The sequence below is a fragment of the Achromobacter sp. SLBN-14 genome (assembly GCF_006715415.1).
GTDB lineage: Bacteria > Pseudomonadota > Gammaproteobacteria > Burkholderiales > Burkholderiaceae_B > Achromobacter > Achromobacter mucicolens.
Window position 1 is genome coordinate 3290858 of sequence record NZ_VFNE01000001.1, and the last position, 20220, is coordinate 3311077.

The 20220-nt window shown below is 67.1% G+C and carries 13 protein-coding genes; 3 read left to right on the forward strand and 10 right to left on the reverse strand.

Going from position 1 to position 20220, the window contains the following annotated elements:
• Positions 1-63 precede the first annotated feature (63 nt).
• Positions 64-441, forward strand: coding sequence for a glycine cleavage system protein GcvH (gene gcvH / locus FBY20_RS15055; protein ID WP_056325238.1), 378 nt, complete (start codon positions 64-66; stop codon positions 439-441).
• Between the two features lie 100 nt (positions 442-541).
• Positions 542-3415, forward strand: a complete 2874-nt coding sequence (gcvP, locus tag FBY20_RS15060; RefSeq protein WP_142053151.1) for an aminomethyl-transferring glycine dehydrogenase — start codon at positions 542-544, stop codon at positions 3413-3415.
• A 159-nt stretch (positions 3416-3574) separates the two neighbouring features.
• Here the strand turns inward: gcvP and FBY20_RS15065 are convergent, their stop codons facing one another.
• From FBY20_RS15065 to FBY20_RS15110, 10 genes are all read right to left on the reverse strand, one after another.
• Complete coding sequence (locus FBY20_RS15065) at positions 3575-5530, reverse strand: DUF945 family protein (RefSeq protein WP_056325244.1); 1956 nt, start codon at positions 5528-5530, stop codon at positions 3575-3577.
• A 233-nt stretch (positions 5531-5763) separates the two neighbouring features.
• A complete protein-coding gene (locus FBY20_RS15070; RefSeq protein ID WP_142053153.1) occupies positions 5764-7239 on the reverse strand; it encodes a M81 family metallopeptidase in 1476 nt (491 codons plus the stop codon).
• 29 nt (positions 7240-7268) lie between these two features.
• Positions 7269-8678: an amidase gene (locus FBY20_RS15075; RefSeq protein WP_142053155.1), complete on the reverse strand. Its 1410-nt coding sequence runs from the start codon at positions 8676-8678 to the stop codon at positions 7269-7271.
• A 27-nt stretch (positions 8679-8705) separates the two neighbouring features.
• The gene (locus FBY20_RS15080) at positions 8706-10415 is read right to left on the reverse strand and encodes an ABC transporter ATP-binding protein (RefSeq protein ID WP_142053157.1); all 1710 of its coding nucleotides are present in this window, start codon (positions 10413-10415) and stop codon (positions 8706-8708) included.
• 5 nt (positions 10416-10420) lie between these two features.
• Positions 10421-11326, reverse strand: coding sequence for an ABC transporter permease (locus tag FBY20_RS15085; RefSeq protein WP_056325963.1), 906 nt, complete (start codon positions 11324-11326; stop codon positions 10421-10423).
• A gap of 10 nt (positions 11327-11336) precedes the next feature.
• Complete coding sequence (locus tag FBY20_RS15090) at positions 11337-12278, reverse strand: ABC transporter permease (protein ID WP_056325255.1); 942 nt, start codon at positions 12276-12278, stop codon at positions 11337-11339.
• Between the two features lie 66 nt (positions 12279-12344).
• Entirely contained in the window at positions 12345-13910 is a 1566-nt protein-coding gene (locus tag FBY20_RS15095) for an ABC transporter substrate-binding protein (RefSeq protein ID WP_056325258.1), read from the reverse strand.
• Positions 13911-13989: 79 nt separating this feature from the next.
• Positions 13990-15504 (reverse strand): M81 family metallopeptidase, encoded by a 1515-nt coding sequence (locus FBY20_RS15100; RefSeq protein ID WP_056325261.1) that lies wholly within the window; start codon positions 15502-15504, stop codon positions 13990-13992.
• Between the two features lie 209 nt (positions 15505-15713).
• Positions 15714-17207, reverse strand: a complete 1494-nt coding sequence (locus tag FBY20_RS15105) for a CoA-acylating methylmalonate-semialdehyde dehydrogenase (RefSeq protein WP_142053158.1) — start codon at positions 17205-17207, stop codon at positions 15714-15716.
• A 106-nt stretch (positions 17208-17313) separates the two neighbouring features.
• Positions 17314-18639: an aspartate aminotransferase family protein gene (locus FBY20_RS15110; protein WP_056325267.1), complete on the reverse strand. Its 1326-nt coding sequence runs from the start codon at positions 18637-18639 to the stop codon at positions 17314-17316.
• A 158-nt stretch (positions 18640-18797) separates the two neighbouring features.
• On the opposite strand from FBY20_RS15110, the gene FBY20_RS15115 reads away from it, so the two are divergent.
• Positions 18798-20216, forward strand: a complete 1419-nt coding sequence (locus FBY20_RS15115) for a PLP-dependent aminotransferase family protein (RefSeq protein ID WP_142053160.1) — start codon at positions 18798-18800, stop codon at positions 20214-20216.
• Positions 20217-20220 lie beyond the last annotated feature (4 nt).

A 20220-nucleotide genomic window follows, 5' to 3' on the forward strand; every position in this document is an offset into this window, starting at 1 on the left:
CGACGGCCGCCCGCGCGAGGCGCGCAACACCATTCATCTACCCGCATTCCCTCAGGAGTTCCCATGAGTCTGCCCACCGATCGCAAGTACACCGAGTCCCATGAATGGGTCAAAGCCGAGGGCGACGTGTTCGTCGTCGGCATCACCGACACCGCCCAGGATCAGCTGGGCGATCTGGTCTTCGTCGGCGACGTGAACGTCGGCGCGAAGCTGAACGCGGGCGAAACCGCCGGCGTGGTCGAGTCGGTCAAGGCCGCCTCGGACATCTACGCGCCCGTGTCCGGCGAAATCGTTGCCTTCAACGAAGAACTCGAAAGCAACCCCAACCTGATCAACGAATCGGCCTTCACCGCCTGGATCTTCAAGATCAAGCCGGACAACGCGGCCGACGCCGACAAGCTGCTGGACGCTGCCGGCTACGAAGCCGTCGCCAACGGCTGATGCCGCCCGCGAGGGAGGCGGGCCGCCTTGGCGCCGCCGCCCTCGCCAGACGCAATACCGTCCGTCCCCAGGACGACACCCGTTACCCCGAGATCTCCCCATGTCGCGCGCCCTAGACACCCATACCGACTTCATTCCCCGCCACATCGGCCCCTCCGACGCCGACCAGGCCGCCATGCTTGCCGTGATCGGCAGCGACAGCCTGGACGCCCTGATCGAAGAAGTCGTGCCTCCCAAGATCCGCAGCCAGGCGCCGCTGGCGCTGCCCGCCTCGCGCAGCGAAGCCGACGTGCTGGCCGAACTGAAGCAGGTGGCGGGCCGCAACAAGGTCTACCGCAGCTACATCGGGCAGGGGTACTACGGCACGCAGACGCCCAACGTGGTGTTGCGCAACATTCTTGAAAATCCCGCCTGGTACACGGCCTACACGCCGTACCAGCCCGAGATCTCGCAGGGCCGCCTGGAGGCCCTGCTGAACTACCAGACCATGGTCGCCGACCTGACCGGCCTGGACATCTCCAACGCCTCGCTGCTGGACGAAAGCACGGCCGCCGCCGAAGCGATGACGCTCGCGCGCCGCAGCGCCAAGTCCAAGAGCCCGGTGTTCTTCATCTCGCGCCACGTGCATCCGCAGACCATCGAAGTCGTGCGCACGCGCGCCGAAGGCCTGGACATCGAGATCCGCATCGGCGACGAAGCCGAAGGCCTGCCCGAGTGCTTTGGCGTGCTGCTGCAATACCCGCACAGCACGGGCGCCGTGTCCGACTACCGCAAGCTGGCCGAAGCCGCCCACGCGCAAGGCGCCGTGGTGGCGTGCGCGACGGACCTGCTGGCGCTGGCCGTGCTGGCCGCCCCGGGCGAGTGGGGCGCCGACATCGCCGTCGGTTCGGCTCAGCGCTTCGGCGTGCCGTTCGGCTTTGGCGGCCCGCACGCGGGCTTCATGGCCTGCAAGGACGCCTTCAAGCGCAACATGGCCGGCCGCCTGGTCGGCGTGTCCAAGGACGCGCAGGGCAACCCCGCGCTGCGCCTGGCGCTGCAGACGCGCGAACAGCACATCCGCCGCGAGAAGGCCACCTCCAACATCTGCACGGCGCAGGTGCTGCTGGCAGTGATGGCCGGCATGTACGCCGTGTGGCACGGTCCCACCGGCATCCGCCGCATCGCCGAGCGCGTGCAGCGCGCCACCGCGATCCTGCGCGCCGAACTCATCAAGCTGGACGTCAAGGTCGTCAACGACACCTTCTTCGACACGCTGCTGCTGGAAACCGGCGCCGCGACGCCTGCCATCCTGACGGCCGCCGACTGCGCCCACATCAACCTGCGCCGCGTCGACGGCGCGCGCCTGGCGGTTTCGCTGGACGAAACCGTCACCGTGGACGACCTGCAGTCGCTGGTCAACGTCTTCGCCGCCGGCCTGGAGCGCGATGACGTCGAACTCGACATCGACGCGCTCGACGCCGCAGCCCCCAGTGGCATCCCCGCCTCGGTGGCCCGCGAAAGCGCCATCCTGACGCATCCCATCTTCTCCAGCGTCCAGTCCGAAACCGACATGCTGCGCTACTTGCGCAAGCTGGCCGACAAGGACCTGGCCCTGGACCGCACGATGATCCCGCTGGGTTCGTGCACCATGAAGCTGAACGCCACGGCCGAGATGATCCCCATCACCTGGCCCGAATTCGCGCTGATCCACCCGTTCGCGCCCGCCTCGCAAAGCCAGGGCTACGTCGAACTGATCGACCGCCTGTCGGCCGCGCTGTGCGAAATCACCGGCTACGACAACATCAGCCTGCAGCCCAACTCGGGCGCGCAGGGCGAATACGCGGGCCTGCTCGCCATTCGCGGTTACCACCAGGCCAACGGCCAGCACCAGCGCAACATCTGCCTGATCCCGTCGTCGGCGCACGGCACCAACCCCGCCTCGGCGCAGCTGGCCGGCATGGACGTGGTGGTGGTGGCCTCGGACGCCAATGGCAATGTGGACCTCACGGACCTGCGCGCCAAGATCGCGCAGGTCGGCGACAAGCTGGCCGCGCTGATGATCACGTACCCGTCCACGCACGGCGTGTTCGAAGAAGCCGTGACCGAAATCTGCGATCTGGTGCATCAGGCCGGCGGCCAGGTTTACCTGGACGGCGCCAACATGAACGCAATGGTCGGCGTGGCCAAGCCCGGCAAGTTCGGCTCGGACGTGTCCCACCTGAACCTGCACAAGACCTTCTGCATTCCGCACGGCGGCGGCGGTCCCGGCGTGGGCCCCGTGGCGGTGCGCGCGCACCTGGCGCCGTATCTGCCGGGCGTCGTGAACGAACAGGGCAAGCTGCCCGGCGACGCCAAGGTCGGCCCGGTCTCGGCCGCCCCGTTCGGCTCGGCCGGCATCCTGCCGATTCCGTTTGTGTACATCGCGCTGATGGGCGCGGACGGCCTGCGCCGCGCCACCGAAGTCGCCATCCTGAACGCCAACTACATTGCCACCCGCCTGCGCGACCACTATCCGGTCCTGTACGCGGGCCGCAACGGCCGCGTGGCGCACGAGTGCATCCTGGACGTGCGCCCGCTCAAGGAAACCAGCGGCATCAGCGCCGAAGACATCGCCAAGCGCCTGATGGACTACGGCTTCCATGCGCCCACGATGAGCTTCCCGGTGGCCGGCACGCTGATGGTCGAGCCGACCGAATCCGAAGGCGTGGCCGAACTGGACCGTTTCATCGACGCGATGATCGCCATCCGCGAAGAGATCGCGCAGGTCGAACGCGGCGAACGCGACCGTGACGACAACGTCCTGAAGAACGCGCCGCACACCGCCCAGATGCTGCTGGCCGAGGAATGGCTGCACGACTACCCGCGCCAGCAGGCCGCCTACCCGGTGGCCACGCTGCGCGACGGCAAGTACTGGCCGCCGGTCGCCCGCGTGGACAACGCCTACGGCGATCGCAACCTGGTCTGCGCCTGCCTGCCGATCGAAGCGTACGCATAGTCCTCGGCATTTGAAGGTGTCTGACACCCTGGGGAGAGTCGCTTCAGCCTGCCCCAGCGTCTCATCGGGTGTCAGACACCCTGGCAGCAGGATGAAAAAAGCCCCCGTCCTTCACAGGCGGGGGCTTTTGTCTGGGGCCGGCGCCAGGCCGGCCGCGCATTACTTCGCGGGCGCTTTCGCCGCGGCGCCGAAGTCTTCGGCGATGCTGATGAAGGTGTTGAGCAGGATTTGCAGGTTGTCCTTGCCCAGCCCGCCTTCGGCGTTCATGTCCATCTGCAGCACAGCCTGGTTCTTGTCATCCAGGTAGGCGCGGCTCCAGCGGTATTCCTGGTTCCAGGCGTTGATCGCCTTGAGCGACATCGGCTTCTTGGTGGCATACGTGGCGGTTGCCACGAGGTCCAGGCACTTTTCCGTGAAGTCGTTGCACAGGAACTCCAGGCGCAGATCCGTGGCGCCGGTGGTGCCCGGGTTCAGGACCAGCACGGGGCCGTCGGTGCCATCGGTGCGGGTGACGGTGTAGCCCATGTCGTCCAGCATGTTGGCGACGTCTTCCAGGTTGAAGTCCTGCATGACGCCCGCCACCGGTGCGGCGGCGGTGGATTCCTCGTCGGAATCCATGCCGATGCCCGACAGCTCATCGTCATCGTCCATGCCGTTCATGCCGGTGGCGCCCAGCAGGCCGCTGAACAGTTCATCGGCGGGGATCTTCTGGCCGTTCAGGTCGCCCATGCCATCGGCGAACGTGAACTTGCCGACGATGTTGTCGCCGTCGTTCTTGCCGACGTTCATCATTTCGGCCATGCCGGCCATCTGGCGGATGCTCTCGTCGGCGTCGGCCGCGGCCTTCTCGGCGGTCAGGCCTTCCTTCTTCATGGCGTACTGCACCATCAGGTCCTGCACCATCGGCTTGGAGATCACCAGCGAGGCGTCGATCTTCTTGATCGCCTGCACCGCGATTTCCTGCGGGGTCAGGTCCTTGGCGTTGGCCGGGTTGGCCATTTCAAGCGTGAACGTCAGCTTGCTTTCGCCCTTGGCCGTTTTCCAGCTCAGCGGATCGATGCTGAACGACGGATTGCCGGCCAGCAGCTTGCCGGCGTTGTCCAGCAGGACGTCGAACTGTTCGTCCTTCAGGCCTTCGTCGCTGGCGCCCAGCATGTACTGGCGCATGAGCTGGTTGTAGGTGTCCGACAGTTGCTTGACTGCCTGGCCGTCCAGGCGGGCAAGCTTCACCACGGCCTGGCCGTTGCCCAGCACGACGTCATTCACGGTAAGGTCGCCCGTCTGATAGGCGGCCTGCACGTTGATCGCCTTGTCGTCCTCGGACAGCTTCACGCCATAGCTGAAGTTGTCCAGCGCCACCTTCATGTCGTCGGTGGGGCGCAGGACGTCCACGCGCTTGATCTTCAGGTCCGAATTGCCCATGGAAATGCCGAACTTGCCCATGCGGCTGTCGACGTCCATGGTCAGGCCCGCCACGGTCATCTTCACCGGGTCGCTGCTCTTGGTGCCGTCGACGGCCAGCTTGTCCATCACGCCGTGCGCGGTGACCGCCTGGGTGGCGCGGTCGAAGGTGCCTTCGATGCGCATGCCGCTGAAGTCGAGCGCGTTGCCGTCGTGCGTGACGGTAACGGGAGCGACCGCGGCGGTCGTCACCGCATTGCCGCTATAGCTGACGATCGCGTCGCTCATCAGCGGGGACACGTCCTTGGTCAGCTCGAAGACGGGCTTGATGTTGTCCGTCTTGGCGATTTCGGTGTGGATGAACGCCAGCTTGGGCGCAATGGCGCCGCGCGCCAGGGCGCTCTTGGGGAAGGGGCCGTGCTCGACGTTCGCGTCGAACTCGATCATGCCGCCGGGCAGGTCGTCCAGGCCCTTGTCGTTCTTGATGAACGACACGCCATAGCGCGCCTGCGTGGAGAACAGGCCGCGCTCGTACTTGAGCTGGTCGATGCGCAGACCGAACAGGGGGGTGACCTTGGCCAGCTTCTCGTTGGCTTGCGCCAGGTAACGCTGCGCGTCTTCTTCGATGCGCTTGCCGGTGTACCACGTGGCGCCGACCCAGCTTCCCGCTCCCACTATGACCACGCCCAGGGTGATCGCTACGCTCTTTTTCATCGCTCTGCTTATATCGTTGATTGTCGAGTCATATCCGGCAGCGGCGGCCAACTGCGCCACCCGCGTCCGCGCGAGCGGAACCGTTCCTGGATACGCGTGTTCATCGGCCTGTCAGGCCCGCGGCGGAGTATACCGAGACACGTGTCCCGCCAAGCAGGCGCGCAGTTACCGAAGATTTCAAAATGAAAGCCGGCGCGGGTGCGCCGGCTTTTTTGTCGACAAAGTGCCTGGATTCAGATGGGGTCCAGCGGATAGATCGGTCGCCGAACGTGCTTGAAATCAAGCTGGGCATAGTCGGAGGTCGTGACGCCCACGCCGGTGCATTCGATGATCTCGGTGGCCATGTCCGAGAATCCCGCGCGCCAGTGGATGCGGCTCTTGAGCACCACATACCGCTTTTGCAGCGGATCGATGCCGGCCGACAGCAGGCAGTTGATGTCGAAGGGCTCCTGGTGGCGGGACACCACCACGATCTCCAGCCGTCCGGTGTCGATGACCACCGTCAGGCCCGTGTCGTTGCGCACGCCGCGATACATGGGGCCCCGGTTCAGGTAGACGCCGTCGAACACCAGCTTGACGCGGCCGGTGACCTCCAGCGGTTCACTGGGCTGCTTGATGGCCGGCATGGGCAGCTTGCCGCCCAGCTTGAGCGTGATGGTGTTGCCCACGCCCGCGGCGGCGGCTTCGCGCGCGGCCTGCGGATCGCAGATGGCGTAGAAGACGACGTTGTCGAGTTCCTGGCGCAGCACTTCGGCCAGCACGGCCGTCGTGTCCATCGTGCCGCCCGAGCCGGTGTTGTCGTAGTGGTCCAGCAGCACGGCCGGGCCTTGTTCGATGGCCTTGGCGCGCGCGATCGTGGGGGCCAGCGGCTCGGAATGGAACACCCAGTCAGCGCGGCCGCGCCAGGCGCGGTCCAGCAATTCGTCGCGATGCTGTTCGGCTTCGGCCAGGTTGCCGTCGGTACAGACGACGGCGCTCAGGCCGGCCTCGCGGATGTCCGCGTGGGGAAAGCCCACGAAAACCGAGGCCGCCAGCACGCCGCCGGCCTCCAGTTCCTTGCAGCGCTCCTGCAGCGGCTTGTTGGGCGCGGCATGCGTGCCCTGGCACATGATGTGCGGCAGCATGGGCTTGTTGGCCCAGGTCATCACCGGCTTGATCTCGCCCTTGAGCGTGCGGACGATGACGTTCGCCGCGCGCACGCCCGCATCGCGGATGTCCACGTGCGGATACGTATGAAAGCCGCTGATCACCGTGGCGTTGCGCACGATGTCGTCGTAGATGTTGGCGTGCATGTCCAGCGTCACGGCGACGGGCGTCGTGGGATCGATCTCGCGCAGGCGGCGCAGCAGGTCGCCCTCGGCATCCTCGACGCCCTCGGCGACCATCGCGCCGTGCAGGTCCAGCAGGATGGCGTCGAAACCGCCGCGCTTGACCTCGTCCAGGATCAGCGTGCACAGGCGCTCGTGCGTCTGCGCGCTGGCGGGACCGCTGGGCCAGGACTCGGCCGCGACCGGCACGACCATTTCCGCGCCTTCGCGGCGGGCGACCTCGATGTAGCCGCCCAGGCCGCTGTCGGTGTTCTCGTAGGCCTTGATGGCGCGCTCGCCGGCCAGGATCTCGGGACTGCCGCGAAAGAAGCGCTCAAGGGGGGTGGGCACGGGCGAAAACGTGTTCGTCTCGTGCTTGATCATTGCCAAAAGCCAACGCATGGGATGTTCCTGTGGGTTGCCGTGGAAAGTCAGTGGGCCGACACCGGCTGCGGCCAGGGGCGCTGCGCGGGACGCATCTGTTCCCACGCGCGCGCCACGCGCAGCACGCCCAGATCGTCAAAGCGCGCGCCGGCGATCTGCAGGCCGATCGGCAGGCCCGCCTTCGTGTAGCCGCAATTGACCGAAGCCGCGGGCTGCTCGCTCATGTTGAAGGGCAGCGTGAACCCGATGTGGTGCATCGTGGTGGCGACCTCGTTGGTGGGCGAGGGCCACTCGGCGTTGTAGGCCACCACCGGCGCCACCGGCGACAGCACGTAGTCGAACGGCGCGCAGGCGGCGACCGTGCGTGCCCGCACGTTCAGCGTTTCGTAGTAGCTGCGAAACACGTCTTCGCCGCTGTGGCCGCCGCCGCTTTCGGCCCAGGCGCGGATGAAGGGCAGGATCTTCGCGCGGCGTTCTTCGGACAGCGCGGCCAGGTCGATGGCCGAACGGGTGCGCCAGAAGCGGTCCACGCCGTCCAGCATGCCGGGCGTCATCCAGGGCTGCATGGGCGTGACGATGGCGCCCGCCGCTTCGAAGGCGCGCGCGGCGGCTTCGACCGCATCGCGGGTTTCCGGATCCAGCGGCAGTCCGCAGCCTGCGTCCAGCAAGAGGCCGATGCGCAGGCCGCGCACGTCCTGATCCAGGTTCAGCCAGTCGATCTCCTGGAAGGGCAGGCTCATGTGGTCGCGGGCGTCCGGCTGCGACAGCACGCCCATCATCAGCGCCGTATCGGTGATGGTGCGCGTCATGGGGCCGGCGCAGCGGCCCATGAAGGGCGGATCGATGGGAATGCGGCCCAGGCTGGGCTTGAGCGTGGCGATGCCGCACCAGGCGGCGGGCAGGCGTACCGAGCCGCCGATGTCGGTGCCGATATGCAGGGGGCCATAGCCGGCGGCGGCCGCCGCCCCGGCGCCCGCGCTGGAGCCGCCCGGATTCTTGGTCAGGTCCCAGGGGTTGCGCGTCAGTTCATGAAAGCTCGACAGGCCGGAGGACAGCATGCCGTAGTCGGGCATGGTGGTCTTGCCCAGCAGGACGGCGCCCGCCTCGCGCATGCGCGCCGCCGGCGGGGCGTCGGCCGCCGCCGGGGTGAGGTCGGTGGCCGCGGTGCCCAGCGGCACGGGCACGCCGCGGGTGGCGATGTTTTCCTTGATGGTGGCGGGCACGCCATCGAGCGAAAATCCACCGCAGGACTGCGGCTCGCCCCTCATCCAGCGGGCTTCCGAGGCACGGGCCATGGCCAGCGCGCCTTCCGGATCCAGCGCATAGGTCGCGTGCAGCCGGGGCTCCCAGCGCTCGATGTGATCGAGCACGGCACGCGTGGCCTCGACGGGCGACAGGGTCTTGCTGCGATACGCCTGCAGGAGTTCCTGGGCGGACATTTCATGCGGTTGCGGCATCTCGGTTCCAGTGATGCGAAAAAGGCGTCAGGCGGCCGGGGAGGCGGCGTGGGGAGCGACAGGCAAGAGGCCAGGCGCGATCGGCCGGAAGTTGCGGAAGTCCCAGTCGCGCCCCGGGGCGGCATCGATCAGGGCGCGGGTATACGGGTGGCGGGGTTCGGTCAGCACGGTTTCGGCCGAGCCGGTTTCCACCACCTGCCCGCGCTGCATCACCATGATGGTGTCGCAGATCTGCGCGGCCACGCGCAGGTCGTGCGTGATGAACAGCACGCCCACGCCGGTGCGCTCGCGCACCTGTTCCAGCAGCTCCAGCACCTGGGCCTGCACCGACACGTCCAGCGCCGAGACGGCTTCGTCGGCCACCAGGATTTCCGGATCCATGACCAGGGCGCGTGCGATGCAGATGCGCTGGCGCTGGCCGCCGGAGAACTGGTGGGGATAGCGCCGCATCGCGTCGGGGCTCAGCCCCACCACACTGAGGGTTTCGCTGGCGCGCTTTAGCGCCTCGTCGCGCGGCACGCCGAAATTCAGCAGGCCTTCGATGATGGATTCGCCGACCGTGCGGCGCGGGTTGAGCGACCGGTACGGGTCCTGGAACACGATCTGGATGCGGCGGCGCACGGGACGCAGCGCCGATCCGGACAACGTGCTGAGGTCTTCGCCGCCCATCATCATGTGGCCGGCGGTAGGCTCGATGAGCCGCACGATGCAGCGCGCGACCGTCGACTTTCCCGATCCCGATTCGCCGACGATGCCCAGGATCTCGCCCTTGCGCAATGTCAGGTTGACGTCGGTGGCGGCAATGACGTGCTGCGCCGCCTTGCGCGAGAACAGCGAGCCCTTGGCGCCATAAGTGCGGCCCAGGCCCTTGACGTGCAGCACCGGCGTGCCGCCGGGCGGCTCGCGGCGCGAGGGCACCAGGCTGGGCACCGAGGACACCAGCCGGCGCGTGTAGGACTGCTTGGGCTCGGCCAGGATCTCGTGGCGCGAGCCGCTTTCGATCAAGTCGCCGCGGTTCATGACGACGATGCGGTCCGCGATCTCGGCCACCACGCCGAAGTCGTGCGTGATGAACAGCACTGCCGTCCGGTGCTTGACCTGCAGCTCCTTGATGAGCGCGAGAATCTGCTTTTGCGTGGTGACGTCCAGCGCCGTGGTGGGCTCGTCGGCGATCAGCAGCTTGGGTTCCAGGATCAGCGCCATCGCAATGACGATGCGCTGCCGCTGCCCGCCAGAAAGCTGGTGCGGATAGGCGTCGTAGATGCGTTCGATGTCGGGCAGGTGCACAGACTGGAACATGTCCAGCACCTTGGCGCGGCGCTCGGCCGCCGACATGTTCTTGCGGTGCAGGCGCAGCACCTCGTCGACCTGCTTGCCCACCGTGTGCACGGGATTCAGCGCGGTCATGGGTTCCTGAAAGACCATCGCCATGCGGGTGGCCCGCAGTTCGCGCAGCCGGCGCTGCGTGGCCGTGGCCACGTCCTCGCCCTCGACGCGGATCGAGCCCGCGCTGATGCCCAGGATGCCTTGCGGCAAGAGGCCCATGACGGCCAGCGACGTGACGGACTTGCCCGAACCGGACTCGCCGACCACGCACACCGTTTCGCCGGCGTGAACGTCAAGGCTCAGGTTGCGCACGACGCGGTTGCCCGCGCCGGCGACCTCGACCGACAGGTTGCGGATGGCCAGGATGGCGGACGAGGTATCGCCCGCGGGGGGATTAGGGGAATAGTTCATCGGCATCAGATCCTGCGCACCATTTTCGGGTCCAGCGCGTCGCGCAAGGCGTCGCCCAGGATGTTCACGCTGAGCACGGTCAGCGACAGGAACAGTCCGGGGAACAGGATCAGGCCGGGCAGCATGCGGAAGTACATGCGGCCTTCGGACATGATGTTGCCCCAGGACGCGATCTCGGGCGGGATGCCCGCGCCCAGGAAGCTCAGGATGGCCTCGGTCAGCATGGCGGATGCAAAGACGTAGGTGCCCTGCACCGTCAGCGGCGCGATCGTGCTGGGCACCATGTGCCGCCACAAGAGCAGCGGCAGCGGCGTGCCCAGCGCCAGCGCGGCCTCGACGTAGGGTTCGCCGCGCACGCTGAGGATCTGGCCGCGCACCAGGCGCACCACCCGCGGGATTTCCGGGATGGTGATGGCCACGAGCACGGTCGTGATGCTGGCGCCCGTGACCGACACCAGCGCGATCGCCAGCAGAATGCCGGGGATCGCCATGATGGCGTCCATGGTGCGCATGATCGGACCGTCCAGCGACCGGAACCAGCCGGCGATGACGCCGATGACCAGCCCGATGACCACGCTGACCACGGCGGCGCCCAGGCCCGCGATCAGCGAGATGCGCGCGCCGTAGGCGACACGCGACCACACGTCGCGGCCGAACGCGTCCGTGCCCAGCAGATAGTCGGTAAAGGGCTGCTTCAGGCGCGCGCCCGGATTGAGGAGGGTGGGATCGACCGTGCCCAGGAGCGGCGCGAACACGGCGACGAAGACGATCGCCGCCAGCACCACCAGCGCGAGCATGACGGGCCAGCTCTTGAGCCCCTGGCGGATCTGCCGCCAGGCGGTGATGTGCGGGGTGCCGCCTCCGGGGAGGTCGGCGGCCGCCTGCGCGGCGGCGTCGGTTGGCGTTTGCATGCTCATGGTGTCAGTACCTGATCCGCGGGTCGAACACCGTATAGGCGCAATCGACAACAAGATTGATGAACACGTAGACGAACGCGAAGAAAAGCGTCAGGCCCTGGATGACGGGGTAGTCGCGCGCCAGCACGGCTTCGACCACCAGCCGGCCAAGGCCCGGGATGTTGAACACCGACTCGGTGACGACGACACCGCTGATCAGGAGCGCGATGCCCACGCCCACGACGGTGGCGATGGGCACGGCCGCGTTACGCAGGGCATGGCCCAGCAGCACCCCGGTTTCGCCCAGGCCCTTGGAGCGGGCGGTGCGGATGAAGTCCTCGCCCATGACCTCGATGACGCTGGTGCGCGTGATGCGCGCGATCAGCGCCACGTAGACCGTGGACAGCGCCAGCGAAGGCAGGATGAGCCGGTGCAGGAACGGCCAGAACCCCTTTTCCAGCGGCACATAGCCCTGCACGTTGAACCAACCCAGCTTGATGGCGAAGGCCCAGATCAGCAAGTAGCCGGTCACGAACACCGGCACGGAAAATCCCAGCACCGAGAAGCCCATGACGGCGCGGTCCAGCAGCTTGCCCTGGCGCCATGCCGCCAGCACGCCAAGCGGAATGGCGACGAGCAGCGTGAACACCAGCGTGAGCACGGCCAGGCTGAGCGACGGTTCAAGGCGCTGCGCGATGAGCTTGGTGACCGGCACGCCGGACATCAGCGAGGTGCCCAGGTCACCCTGCAGGAGCTTGCCGCCCCAGATGAAGAACTGCTTGACCACCGGCTGGTCCAGGCCCATCGTCTGCCGTATCTGGACGATACGTTCGGGCGTGGCGCCGTCGCCCGCCATGATGATGGCCGGATCTCCGGGGCTGAAACGCAATATCGCAAAGACCACCACCGCGACCATCACCAGGACTGGGATGGTCGCGAGGAGCCGGCGTGAGACAAATGCCAGCATGTATTTCCCCCTGTACCAATTAGGCCTGCGCGGACTGCTTGCTGCGGCGCGCAGGCCCCGAGCCCATCAAGGGGCCTTTTTGACGTTCCAGAACGCGAAGACCGGCGCGTGCACCAGGCCCGACAGCTTGGTCGAGTAGACGGTGGGCACGGACATCTGGCCCAGCGGCACGTACAGGCCTTCGTCGATGCCGATGCGCTGCACTTCCTCGGAGATCTTCTTTTGTTCCGCCGGGTCCGAGGTCAGGGCCATCTTCGTGCGCAGTTCTTCGATCTGCGGGAAGTCGGGCCAGCCGAACCACGCGTTGTCGCCGTTGGCGGCCGCGGGGGCGGAGCGCACCGGGTCCATCACGTCGGTGGCGTACCAGTTGGTGTTGTGGATGTTCCAGCCGCCTTCGGCCGGTGCGGCCTTCGAGGCGCGGCGCGTGGCCACGCTTTGCCAGTCCATCGCCGCCAGGTTGACGTTGAAGCCCGCCTTGCGCAGCGCCGCGGCCATCACGACCGGTTGCGCCGACAGCGTGCCCACGTCGGTGGCGTGCATGACCAGGATGGGCGTGTTGTCGTAACCCGCTTCCTTGAGCAGCGCCTTGGCCTTCTCGATGTTCGACGGGACGATCATGTCCTTGCCGATATCGCTTTCCAGCGGCGTGCCGCAGCCCCACAGCGAGGCGCAGGTCTTCCAGTATTTGGGATTGCCGACCAGCGCCTTCATCACATCTTCCTGGCCGATCGCGTACATGGCGGCCTGGCGGATCTTCTTGTTGTTGAAGGGCGGGTACTTGAAGTTGAAGCGGTACATCGTGAAGTAGCCGACCGGGCTGAGCGACTCTTCCTTCAGGTCCGGGTTGCCTTCGATCATCGGCAAGAGGTCATACGGGAACTGCTCGACGAAATCGATCTCGCCGCCCAGCAGCGCGTTGGCAGTGGTCAGGGCGTCGGGCATGACGTCCCACTCGACCTTGTCCACGTGCACGACCTTGCCGCCAGCCAGGCCGCTGACGGGCTCCTTGCGCGGCACGTAATCGGTGTTCTTGACGTAGACGGTCTTCACGCCCGGCTTGAATTCGGCGACCTTGAACGGGCCGGAGCCCGTCATGTCGGTGATGGGCTTGCCGATGGCTTGTTCGGCGATGCGCTTGGGCATCATGAACGGCGCGGTGCCGGTGGGCTTGGACAGGGCGCGCAGCGCCAGGTCCGTGGGTTCCTTCATGACGATGCGAAAGCTCTTGTCGTCGATGACTTCGATCTTGTCGGTGAACTTGAGCAGCGTGCGGCCCATGCCGTCGCCGGCGGCCCAGCGCTTGATCGACGCCACGCAGTCCTCGGCGGTCACCGGCTGGCCGTCATGCCATTTCTGGCCGGGGCGCAGCGTCATGGTGTAGGTCTTGCCGTCGGGCGAGACTTCCCACTTCTCAAGCATCTGCGGCTGCACCTTGTTGTCGGCGTCGGTGGCCAGCAAGGTGTCGTAGATCATGTAGCCGTGCCACGTCGTGATGTAGGCGGTGGTGGCGTGCGGATCGGTCAGGCGCAGTGGCGAGTGCATCACCGTCTTGATGACGGTCTCGGCGTAGGCGCCGTGAGCCATCGCGAGAGTGACGCCGGCCAGCGCGGCCGCTCGGACAAACTTGAGCATGTATTTCCCCTTGAAGCGTTGTGAGCGGCGCATGGGCCGCTACGTCGTTGACGCGCCGCACTGAAGCGGCGCGCGAGGGTCAGGCTGTCGCTGCAGACCGGCCGTCGAACACCGGCCCGCAAGGCGCCATTCTGATGCCGGGACGCAACCGTGTCCATGGTTGTTTTGCCGCATCCATCAGCATGGAACCGGGCGCCGCGCACACCAGGATCGTGTGCGCGATCGGGGTGAAATCTGCGCGAAAGTGCGCCGAACTCTTGACCACCAGGATCGCGGCGCGCGTGGGTTCCACGCCAGCGAACCGGAACATCTCCTGGTCGGCCATTTGCACCTTGTTGGAGGCCAGAATGATGCGCACGCCGCCGATGCGCAGGCACGCGCTGGGGCCCAGATCCATGTGAAAGCCGCGATAGAACGCACCATGCGTATCGAAGCGTCCATCGGAAGTTTTCTCGACGATGAACTCGGTGTCCAGGGGTTCGTCGTGGGGAATACCCGAATGTCCACCCAGTGCAATCCGAATGGTATTTCCAGCGCCGGCGCGGTGCGCGGCCAGCGCGGCGGCCGGGTCCACAATCAGACCAATCGCCGTATCGCGCGCATCGTGGCGGATGAGCGCGCGCAGCACGCCGGTGGTGTCGGAACTGCCGCCCGCGCCCGGGTTGTCCTGCGCATCGGCAATGACCACGGGCTTGGACGCATCGCGCGCCAGGCGCAGCGCTTCCTGCACGGCTTCGTCCGGCGTGTAGAGCTTGCCGCCGAAGTCCTGTTCCGCATTCTCGACCGCGCGCGCCATCTCGTCGGCGGCGGCATCGGCTTCGGCTTGCGTCATGCCGTAGGCCCAGACCGTGGGGGCGCATTCGGGAAAGTCCGCGGCCGGAAATCCGGTCGCAAAGGAGATGCTGCTGGCCGCGCCGCGCGCCTCCAGATCGCCCAGCAGCTGGTACAGGCTGCGGGCCGGCTCGATGTCGGTGGACTGCCAGCACAGCGGAATCAGGAAGGGCAGGCTGCGCAGCGCCACGTAATGACGCGGCATGCCGCCCAGCCGCTGCGCCAGCAGGTTTGCGGCGCGCTGGCCGGTCTCGGCCATGTCGATATGGGGATAGGTGCGATAGCAGACCAGCGCATCGGCATGGCGCACCATCGCGCGAGTCACGTTGGCGTGCAGGTCCAGGCTGGCGACGATGGGCACATTGGGGCCGACCAGTTCACGCACGCGCTTGAGCAGTTCGCCTTCGCCGTCGTCCAGATGCTCGGTGACCATCGCGCCGTGCAGGTCCAGATACACGCCGTCCAGCGGCATCGCCTGCGACAGCCCTTGCAGAATCATCGCGCTGATGCGCTCGAACGCATCCCGGGTCACATGCCCGGAGGGACTGGCCGCCGCCCACGTCGTGGGTATCAACGCATGCTCGCCCATCGCCTCGATAAATCCCGCCACCGGAATATTGGCCCCCGCCACCGCCTCGAACATTGCAGGGCCACTGACCAGCTTCGGCCACCCCCCACCCTTGTCCGCAAAATCCTCCCACGCCGCGCGCGACGGCGCGAACGTATTGGTCTCATGCTGAAAGCCGCCGATCCCGATGCGCATCAGGTTTCCCCCTGTCGTACAGATATTCGGAAGGCGCGGCGAGACGCCGCGCAGTGTCAGTGCTTCAAGCGACGCCCCTTAACCCCAAGGCAAGAACGATGCGCCCCAAGTCCGGCAATCCCTGCCAAAGCGGGGTCGCGCGGATCCGGGCTCCGCCGGTCCGCTGCGACGCCCCCTGGGGGGAGGCGCTCCGCGCCTCGGGGGGGGCGTCACTTAGCGACGGGCATCGTGAATTCGGCGCCCTTGGCGATGCTGTCGGGCCAGCGCTGCATCACGCTCTTGTAGCGCGAGTAAAAGCGGATGCCTTCCTCGCCATACGCATGATGGTCGCCGAACAGCGAACGCTTCCAGCCGCCAAACGAATGCCACGCCATGGGCACGGGGATCGGCACGTTGATGCCCACCATCCCGACCTTGATCTGCCGCGCGAACGCGCGCGCCACGCCGCCGTCGGACGTGAAGCAGGCCACGCCGTTGCCGAACTCGTGCGCATTGATGAGGTCCACCGCGCTGGCGAAGTCCGGCACGCGCACGATGCACAGCACCGGCCCGAAAATCTCTTCGCGGTAGATGTTCATGGCCGGCTTGACGTTGTCGAACAGCGTGCCGCCCAGGAAAAAGCCCTTTTCGTTGCCCGGCACCGTGAGGTCGCGGCCGTCCACCACCAGGTCGGCGCCGCAGGCGATGCCGTCCTCGATGTAGCCCATCACCTTCTTGCGGTGCTGCGCGGTGACCAGCGGACCCATCTCGGCGTCCGATTGCATCCCGTCCTTGACCACCAGCGCCTTGACGCGCGGCGTCAGGCGTTCGGCCACCTTGTCGGCCACGTCGCCCACCGCTACGGCCACCGAAATGGCCATGCAGCGCTCGCCCGCGGAACCATAGGCCGCGCCCATCAGCGCGTCGGTCACCTGATCCAGGTCTGCGTCGGGCATGACCACCAGGTGGTTCTTGGCGCCGCCCAGGGCCTGCACGCGCTTGCCGCGCTTGGTGCCTTCGGCGTAGATGTATTCGGCGATCGGCGTGGAGCCGACAAAGGACAGGGCTTCCACGTCGGGATGCACGATCAGCGCGTCGACCGCCTGCTTGTCGCCATGGACCACGTTGAAGACGCCGGGCGGCAGGCCCGCTTCGGTAAGCAGTTCGGCCAGGCGCACGGACGCGGACGGATCGCGCTCGGACGGCTTGAGCACGAACGTGTTGCCGCAGGCGATGGCCACCGGGAACATCCAGCACGGCACCATCATCGGGAAGTTGAACGGCGTGACGCCGGCCACCACGCCCAGCGCCTGGCGCATGCTCCAGTTGTCGATGCCGCCGCCGATCTGGTCGGAGTACTGGCCCTTGAGCAGTTGCGGAATGCCGCAGGCGAACTCGACGATCTCGATGCCGCGCATCACTTCGCCCTTGGCGTCCGAGAACACCTTGCCGTGTTCGCGGGTGATGAGTTCGGCCAGTTCATCCTGGTGCTGGTCCAGCAGCGCCTTGAAGTTGAAGAGGATGCGGGCGCGCTTGAGCGCCGGGGTTTCCGACCAGGCGGGAAAGGCGGCCTTGGCGGCGGCCACGGCCATTGCCACGTCGTCGTTCGATGCCAGCGGGATGGACGAGGCGATCTCGCCGGTGGCCGGGTTGAAGCCGTCGGCGTAGCGGCTGCTGCCGCCATCGTAGGGCTGGCCGTTGATGAAATGCGGAATCTTCTTCATGGGTGCAAGGCTCGATGCGGGAATACGTCAGAAAATGCAGCGGGGCGGCCGGTGGCCGCCCGTGTGCGGATGGCGCGCCGCCAAGGGCGCGCGACAGGATGGCAACTCAGGCAACCTCTTTCAGGATCTTGCCGATCTGCTCGAAGATCTGGCCGATCTGCGCCTCGTCGATGATCAGCGGGGGCGAGACGGCGATGATGTCGCCGGTGTAGCGCACCATCAGGCCGCTGTCGAAGCAGCGCTGGAAGACTTCGGCGGCGCGTGCGCCCGGGGCGCCTGCGCGCGGCGCCAGTTCGATGCCGGACACCAGGCCCAGGTTGCGCACGTCGATGACGTTGGGCGCGCCCTTCAGGCTGTGCGCGGCTTCCTGGAATGCGCCCGACAGTTTGCGGGCACGGCCGAACAGGTCTTCACGGCGGTAGATGTCCAGCGTGGCCAGGATGGCGGCGGCCGCCAGCGGGTGCGCCGAATAGGTGTAGCCGTGGAAGAACTCGATGCCGCCCGCCGGGCCGTTGACGATGGCGTCGTGCACCTCGCGTTTGACGGCGACCGCGCCGGCCGGCACGGCCGCGTTGCTGACGCCCTTGGCCATGGCGATGATGTCGGGCGTCACGCCGAAGAATTCGGATGCCGTGGCGGCGCCCAGGCGGCCGTAGGCGGTGATGACCTCATCGAAAATCAGCAGGATGCCGTGCTTGGCGGTAATTTCGCGCAGCTTTTCCAGATAGCCCTTGGGCGGAATCAGCACGCCCGTGGAGCCGGCCATCGGCTCGACGATCACGGCGGCGATGGTCGAGGCGTCGTGCAGGGCGATGATGCGCTCAAGTTCTTCGGCCAGGTGCGCGCCCCACGCGGGTTGGCCCTTCGAGTAGGCGTTCTGCTCAAGATTATGGGTGTGGGGCAGGTGGTCCACGGCGGGCAGCAGCGCACCCGAGAACGTCTTGCGGTTGGCCGAGATGCCGCCCACCGAGATGCCGCCAAAGCCCACGCCGTGATAGCCGCGTTCACGGCCGATGAGGCGCGTGCGCTGGCCTTCGCCGCGCGCGCGGTGATAGGCCAGGGCGATCTTGAGCGTGGTGTCGACGGATTCGGAGCCGGAATTGGTGAAGAACACGCGGTCCAGGCCCTGCGGCATCAGGCCTGCCACCGCGGTGGCGGCCTCGAAGGCGAGCGGGTGGCCCAGCTGGAAGCCCGGCGCGTAGTCCATGACGCCGGCCTGACGGGCGATGGCCTCGACGATTTCCTCGCGGCCGTGCCCGGCATTGACGCACCACAGTCCGGCCGTGCCGTCCAGGATCTGGCGGCCGTCGGTGGACGTGTAATACATGCCTTTGGCCTTCGCCAGCATGCGCGGCTGGGCCTTAAACTGCTTGTTGGCAGTGAAGGGCATCCAGAGATGGGACAGGTCGGGCAACTGGGCGGGGGCGTTCATGGTGACTCCAGAAGAGGGACGACCGTGGCCGCCGCAACACGCGCGCGGCCAGCGGGATTCGGACGATTCTGGAACGTCCCGCCGGGAATGAAAATATACGATCCGCGCATTTGCCGCTAACTGTATAGTTGTCAGCACCACAACTGTACAGTTTGCTCGTGATCGACTTCCAACCCGTCCGCGGCCGCGGGGCCGCGCCCACCCTCGTCGAACAGCTGGTCGCGGCGATCCTGCGCGCCGTCGAGGCGCAGACCCTGCGTCCGGGTATGTCCCTACCCTCGGTCCGGGAGTTCGCGCGCCAGTACGGCGTCAGCACCTTCACCGTGGCCAGCGCCTACAGCCGGCTGGTGTCGCAGGGCTGGCTGGCCGCGCGGCCCGGCGCGGGCTATCGGGTGGCATCGCCCGACGCGCCCACGCGCCGCGCCGAACCGCTGTCCTGGGAGCCGCCGCGCCTGAACGCGGGGTGGCTGCTGTCGGACATCTTTGCCGACCACTCCATCCCCATCAAATCGGGGTGCGGGTGGCTCCCCGGCGAATGGCTGAACGAAGAAGGCCTGCACATGGCGCTGCGTCACATGGGGCGGGTGCCCGCGATGCGGATCGCCAATTACGGGCATCCCTATGGCTACGCGCCGCTGCGCGAGACCATCGCGGCCAGCCTGAGCGCGCAGGGCATGGAAGTCGAGGCGTCGCAGGTGCTGCTGACGCAGGGCGTGACCCATGGGCTGGACACGGTGATCCGCACGCTGCTGCGGCCGGGCGACACGGTGATCGTCGAGCAGCCGGCCTACGCCAATCTCTTGCAGATGCTGCGCCTGGCCGGCCTGCGCGTCATCGCGGTGCCCCGCACGGCCGACGGCCTGGACTGCGATGCGCTCGAGCAGGCGGCGGCCCAGCACCGGCCGCGGGCGCTCTTCATCAACACCGCGCTGCAGAATCCGTCGGGCGCCAGCATCACCATGGCCAATGCGTTCCGCATCCTGCAAGCGGCCGAGCGGCACGGGCTGTGGGTGGTGGAAGACGACATCTCGCGTGAGCTGGCGCCGGGTGTCACGCCCATGCTGGCGGCGCTGGATGGCGCGCGCAGGGTCGTGTACCTGGGCGGCTACTCAAAGGTCATCAGTCCGTCCGTGCGCGTGGGCTATGTGGTGGCGCACCGCGATCTGGTGCGCGACATCGCCCGCACCAAGATGGCGGTGGGCCTGACCACGCCCGAGATCATGGAGCGCATCGTGCACCAGGTCATCCGGGAGGGCCGTTACCGCGCGCATATCGCGCGTACCCGCGAGCGGCTGGCCGAGGCGCATACCGAAGTGGCCGAGCAGATGCGTCAGCACGGCTTTGAAATCCATGGCAGGCCGCAGGGCGGCCTGTTCCTGTGGGCAAAGGTGGCGGGGCAGTGGCGCGAACGCGGCGCAAACGGCCTGGCGGAACTGGCGCTCAAGGACGGCATCTGGCTGGCGCCCGGCTCCTACTTCGAAGCGGACGAGGCCGACACGGCGTGGGTGCGCTTTAACGTGGCGTATTCGGCGGCGCCCGCGCTGTGGCGCTTCATGCGCAATGCGGGCGCGGCCTAGGAGG

Excerpts from the sequence above, each read along its gene's own strand:
- gcvH (WP_056325238.1), top strand. The coding sequence starts at position 64 with ATGAGTCTGCCCACCGATCGCAAGTACACCGAGTCCCATGAATGGGTC.
- gcvP (WP_142053151.1), top strand. The coding sequence starts at position 542 with ATGTCGCGCGCCCTAGACACCCATACCGACTTCATTCCCCGCCACATC.
- FBY20_RS15065 (WP_056325244.1), bottom strand. The coding sequence starts at position 5,530 with ATGAAAAAGAGCGTAGCGATCACCCTGGGCGTGGTCATAGTGGGAGCG.
- FBY20_RS15070 (WP_142053153.1), bottom strand. The coding sequence starts at position 7,239 with ATGCGTTGGCTTTTGGCAATGATCAAGCACGAGACGAACACGTTTTCG.
- FBY20_RS15075 (WP_142053155.1), bottom strand. The coding sequence starts at position 8,678 with ATGCCGCAACCGCATGAAATGTCCGCCCAGGAACTCCTGCAGGCGTAT.
- FBY20_RS15080 (WP_142053157.1), bottom strand. The coding sequence starts at position 10,415 with ATGAACTATTCCCCTAATCCCCCCGCGGGCGATACCTCGTCCGCCATC.
- FBY20_RS15085 (WP_056325963.1), bottom strand. The coding sequence starts at position 11,326 with ATGCAAACGCCAACCGACGCCGCCGCGCAGGCGGCCGCCGACCTCCCC.
- FBY20_RS15090 (WP_056325255.1), bottom strand. The coding sequence starts at position 12,278 with ATGCTGGCATTTGTCTCACGCCGGCTCCTCGCGACCATCCCAGTCCTG.
- FBY20_RS15095 (WP_056325258.1), bottom strand. The coding sequence starts at position 13,910 with ATGCTCAAGTTTGTCCGAGCGGCCGCGCTGGCCGGCGTCACTCTCGCG.
- FBY20_RS15100 (WP_056325261.1), bottom strand. The coding sequence starts at position 15,504 with ATGCGCATCGGGATCGGCGGCTTTCAGCATGAGACCAATACGTTCGCG.
- FBY20_RS15105 (WP_142053158.1), bottom strand. The coding sequence starts at position 17,207 with ATGAAGAAGATTCCGCATTTCATCAACGGCCAGCCCTACGATGGCGGC.
- FBY20_RS15110 (WP_056325267.1), bottom strand. The coding sequence starts at position 18,639 with ATGAACGCCCCCGCCCAGTTGCCCGACCTGTCCCATCTCTGGATGCCC.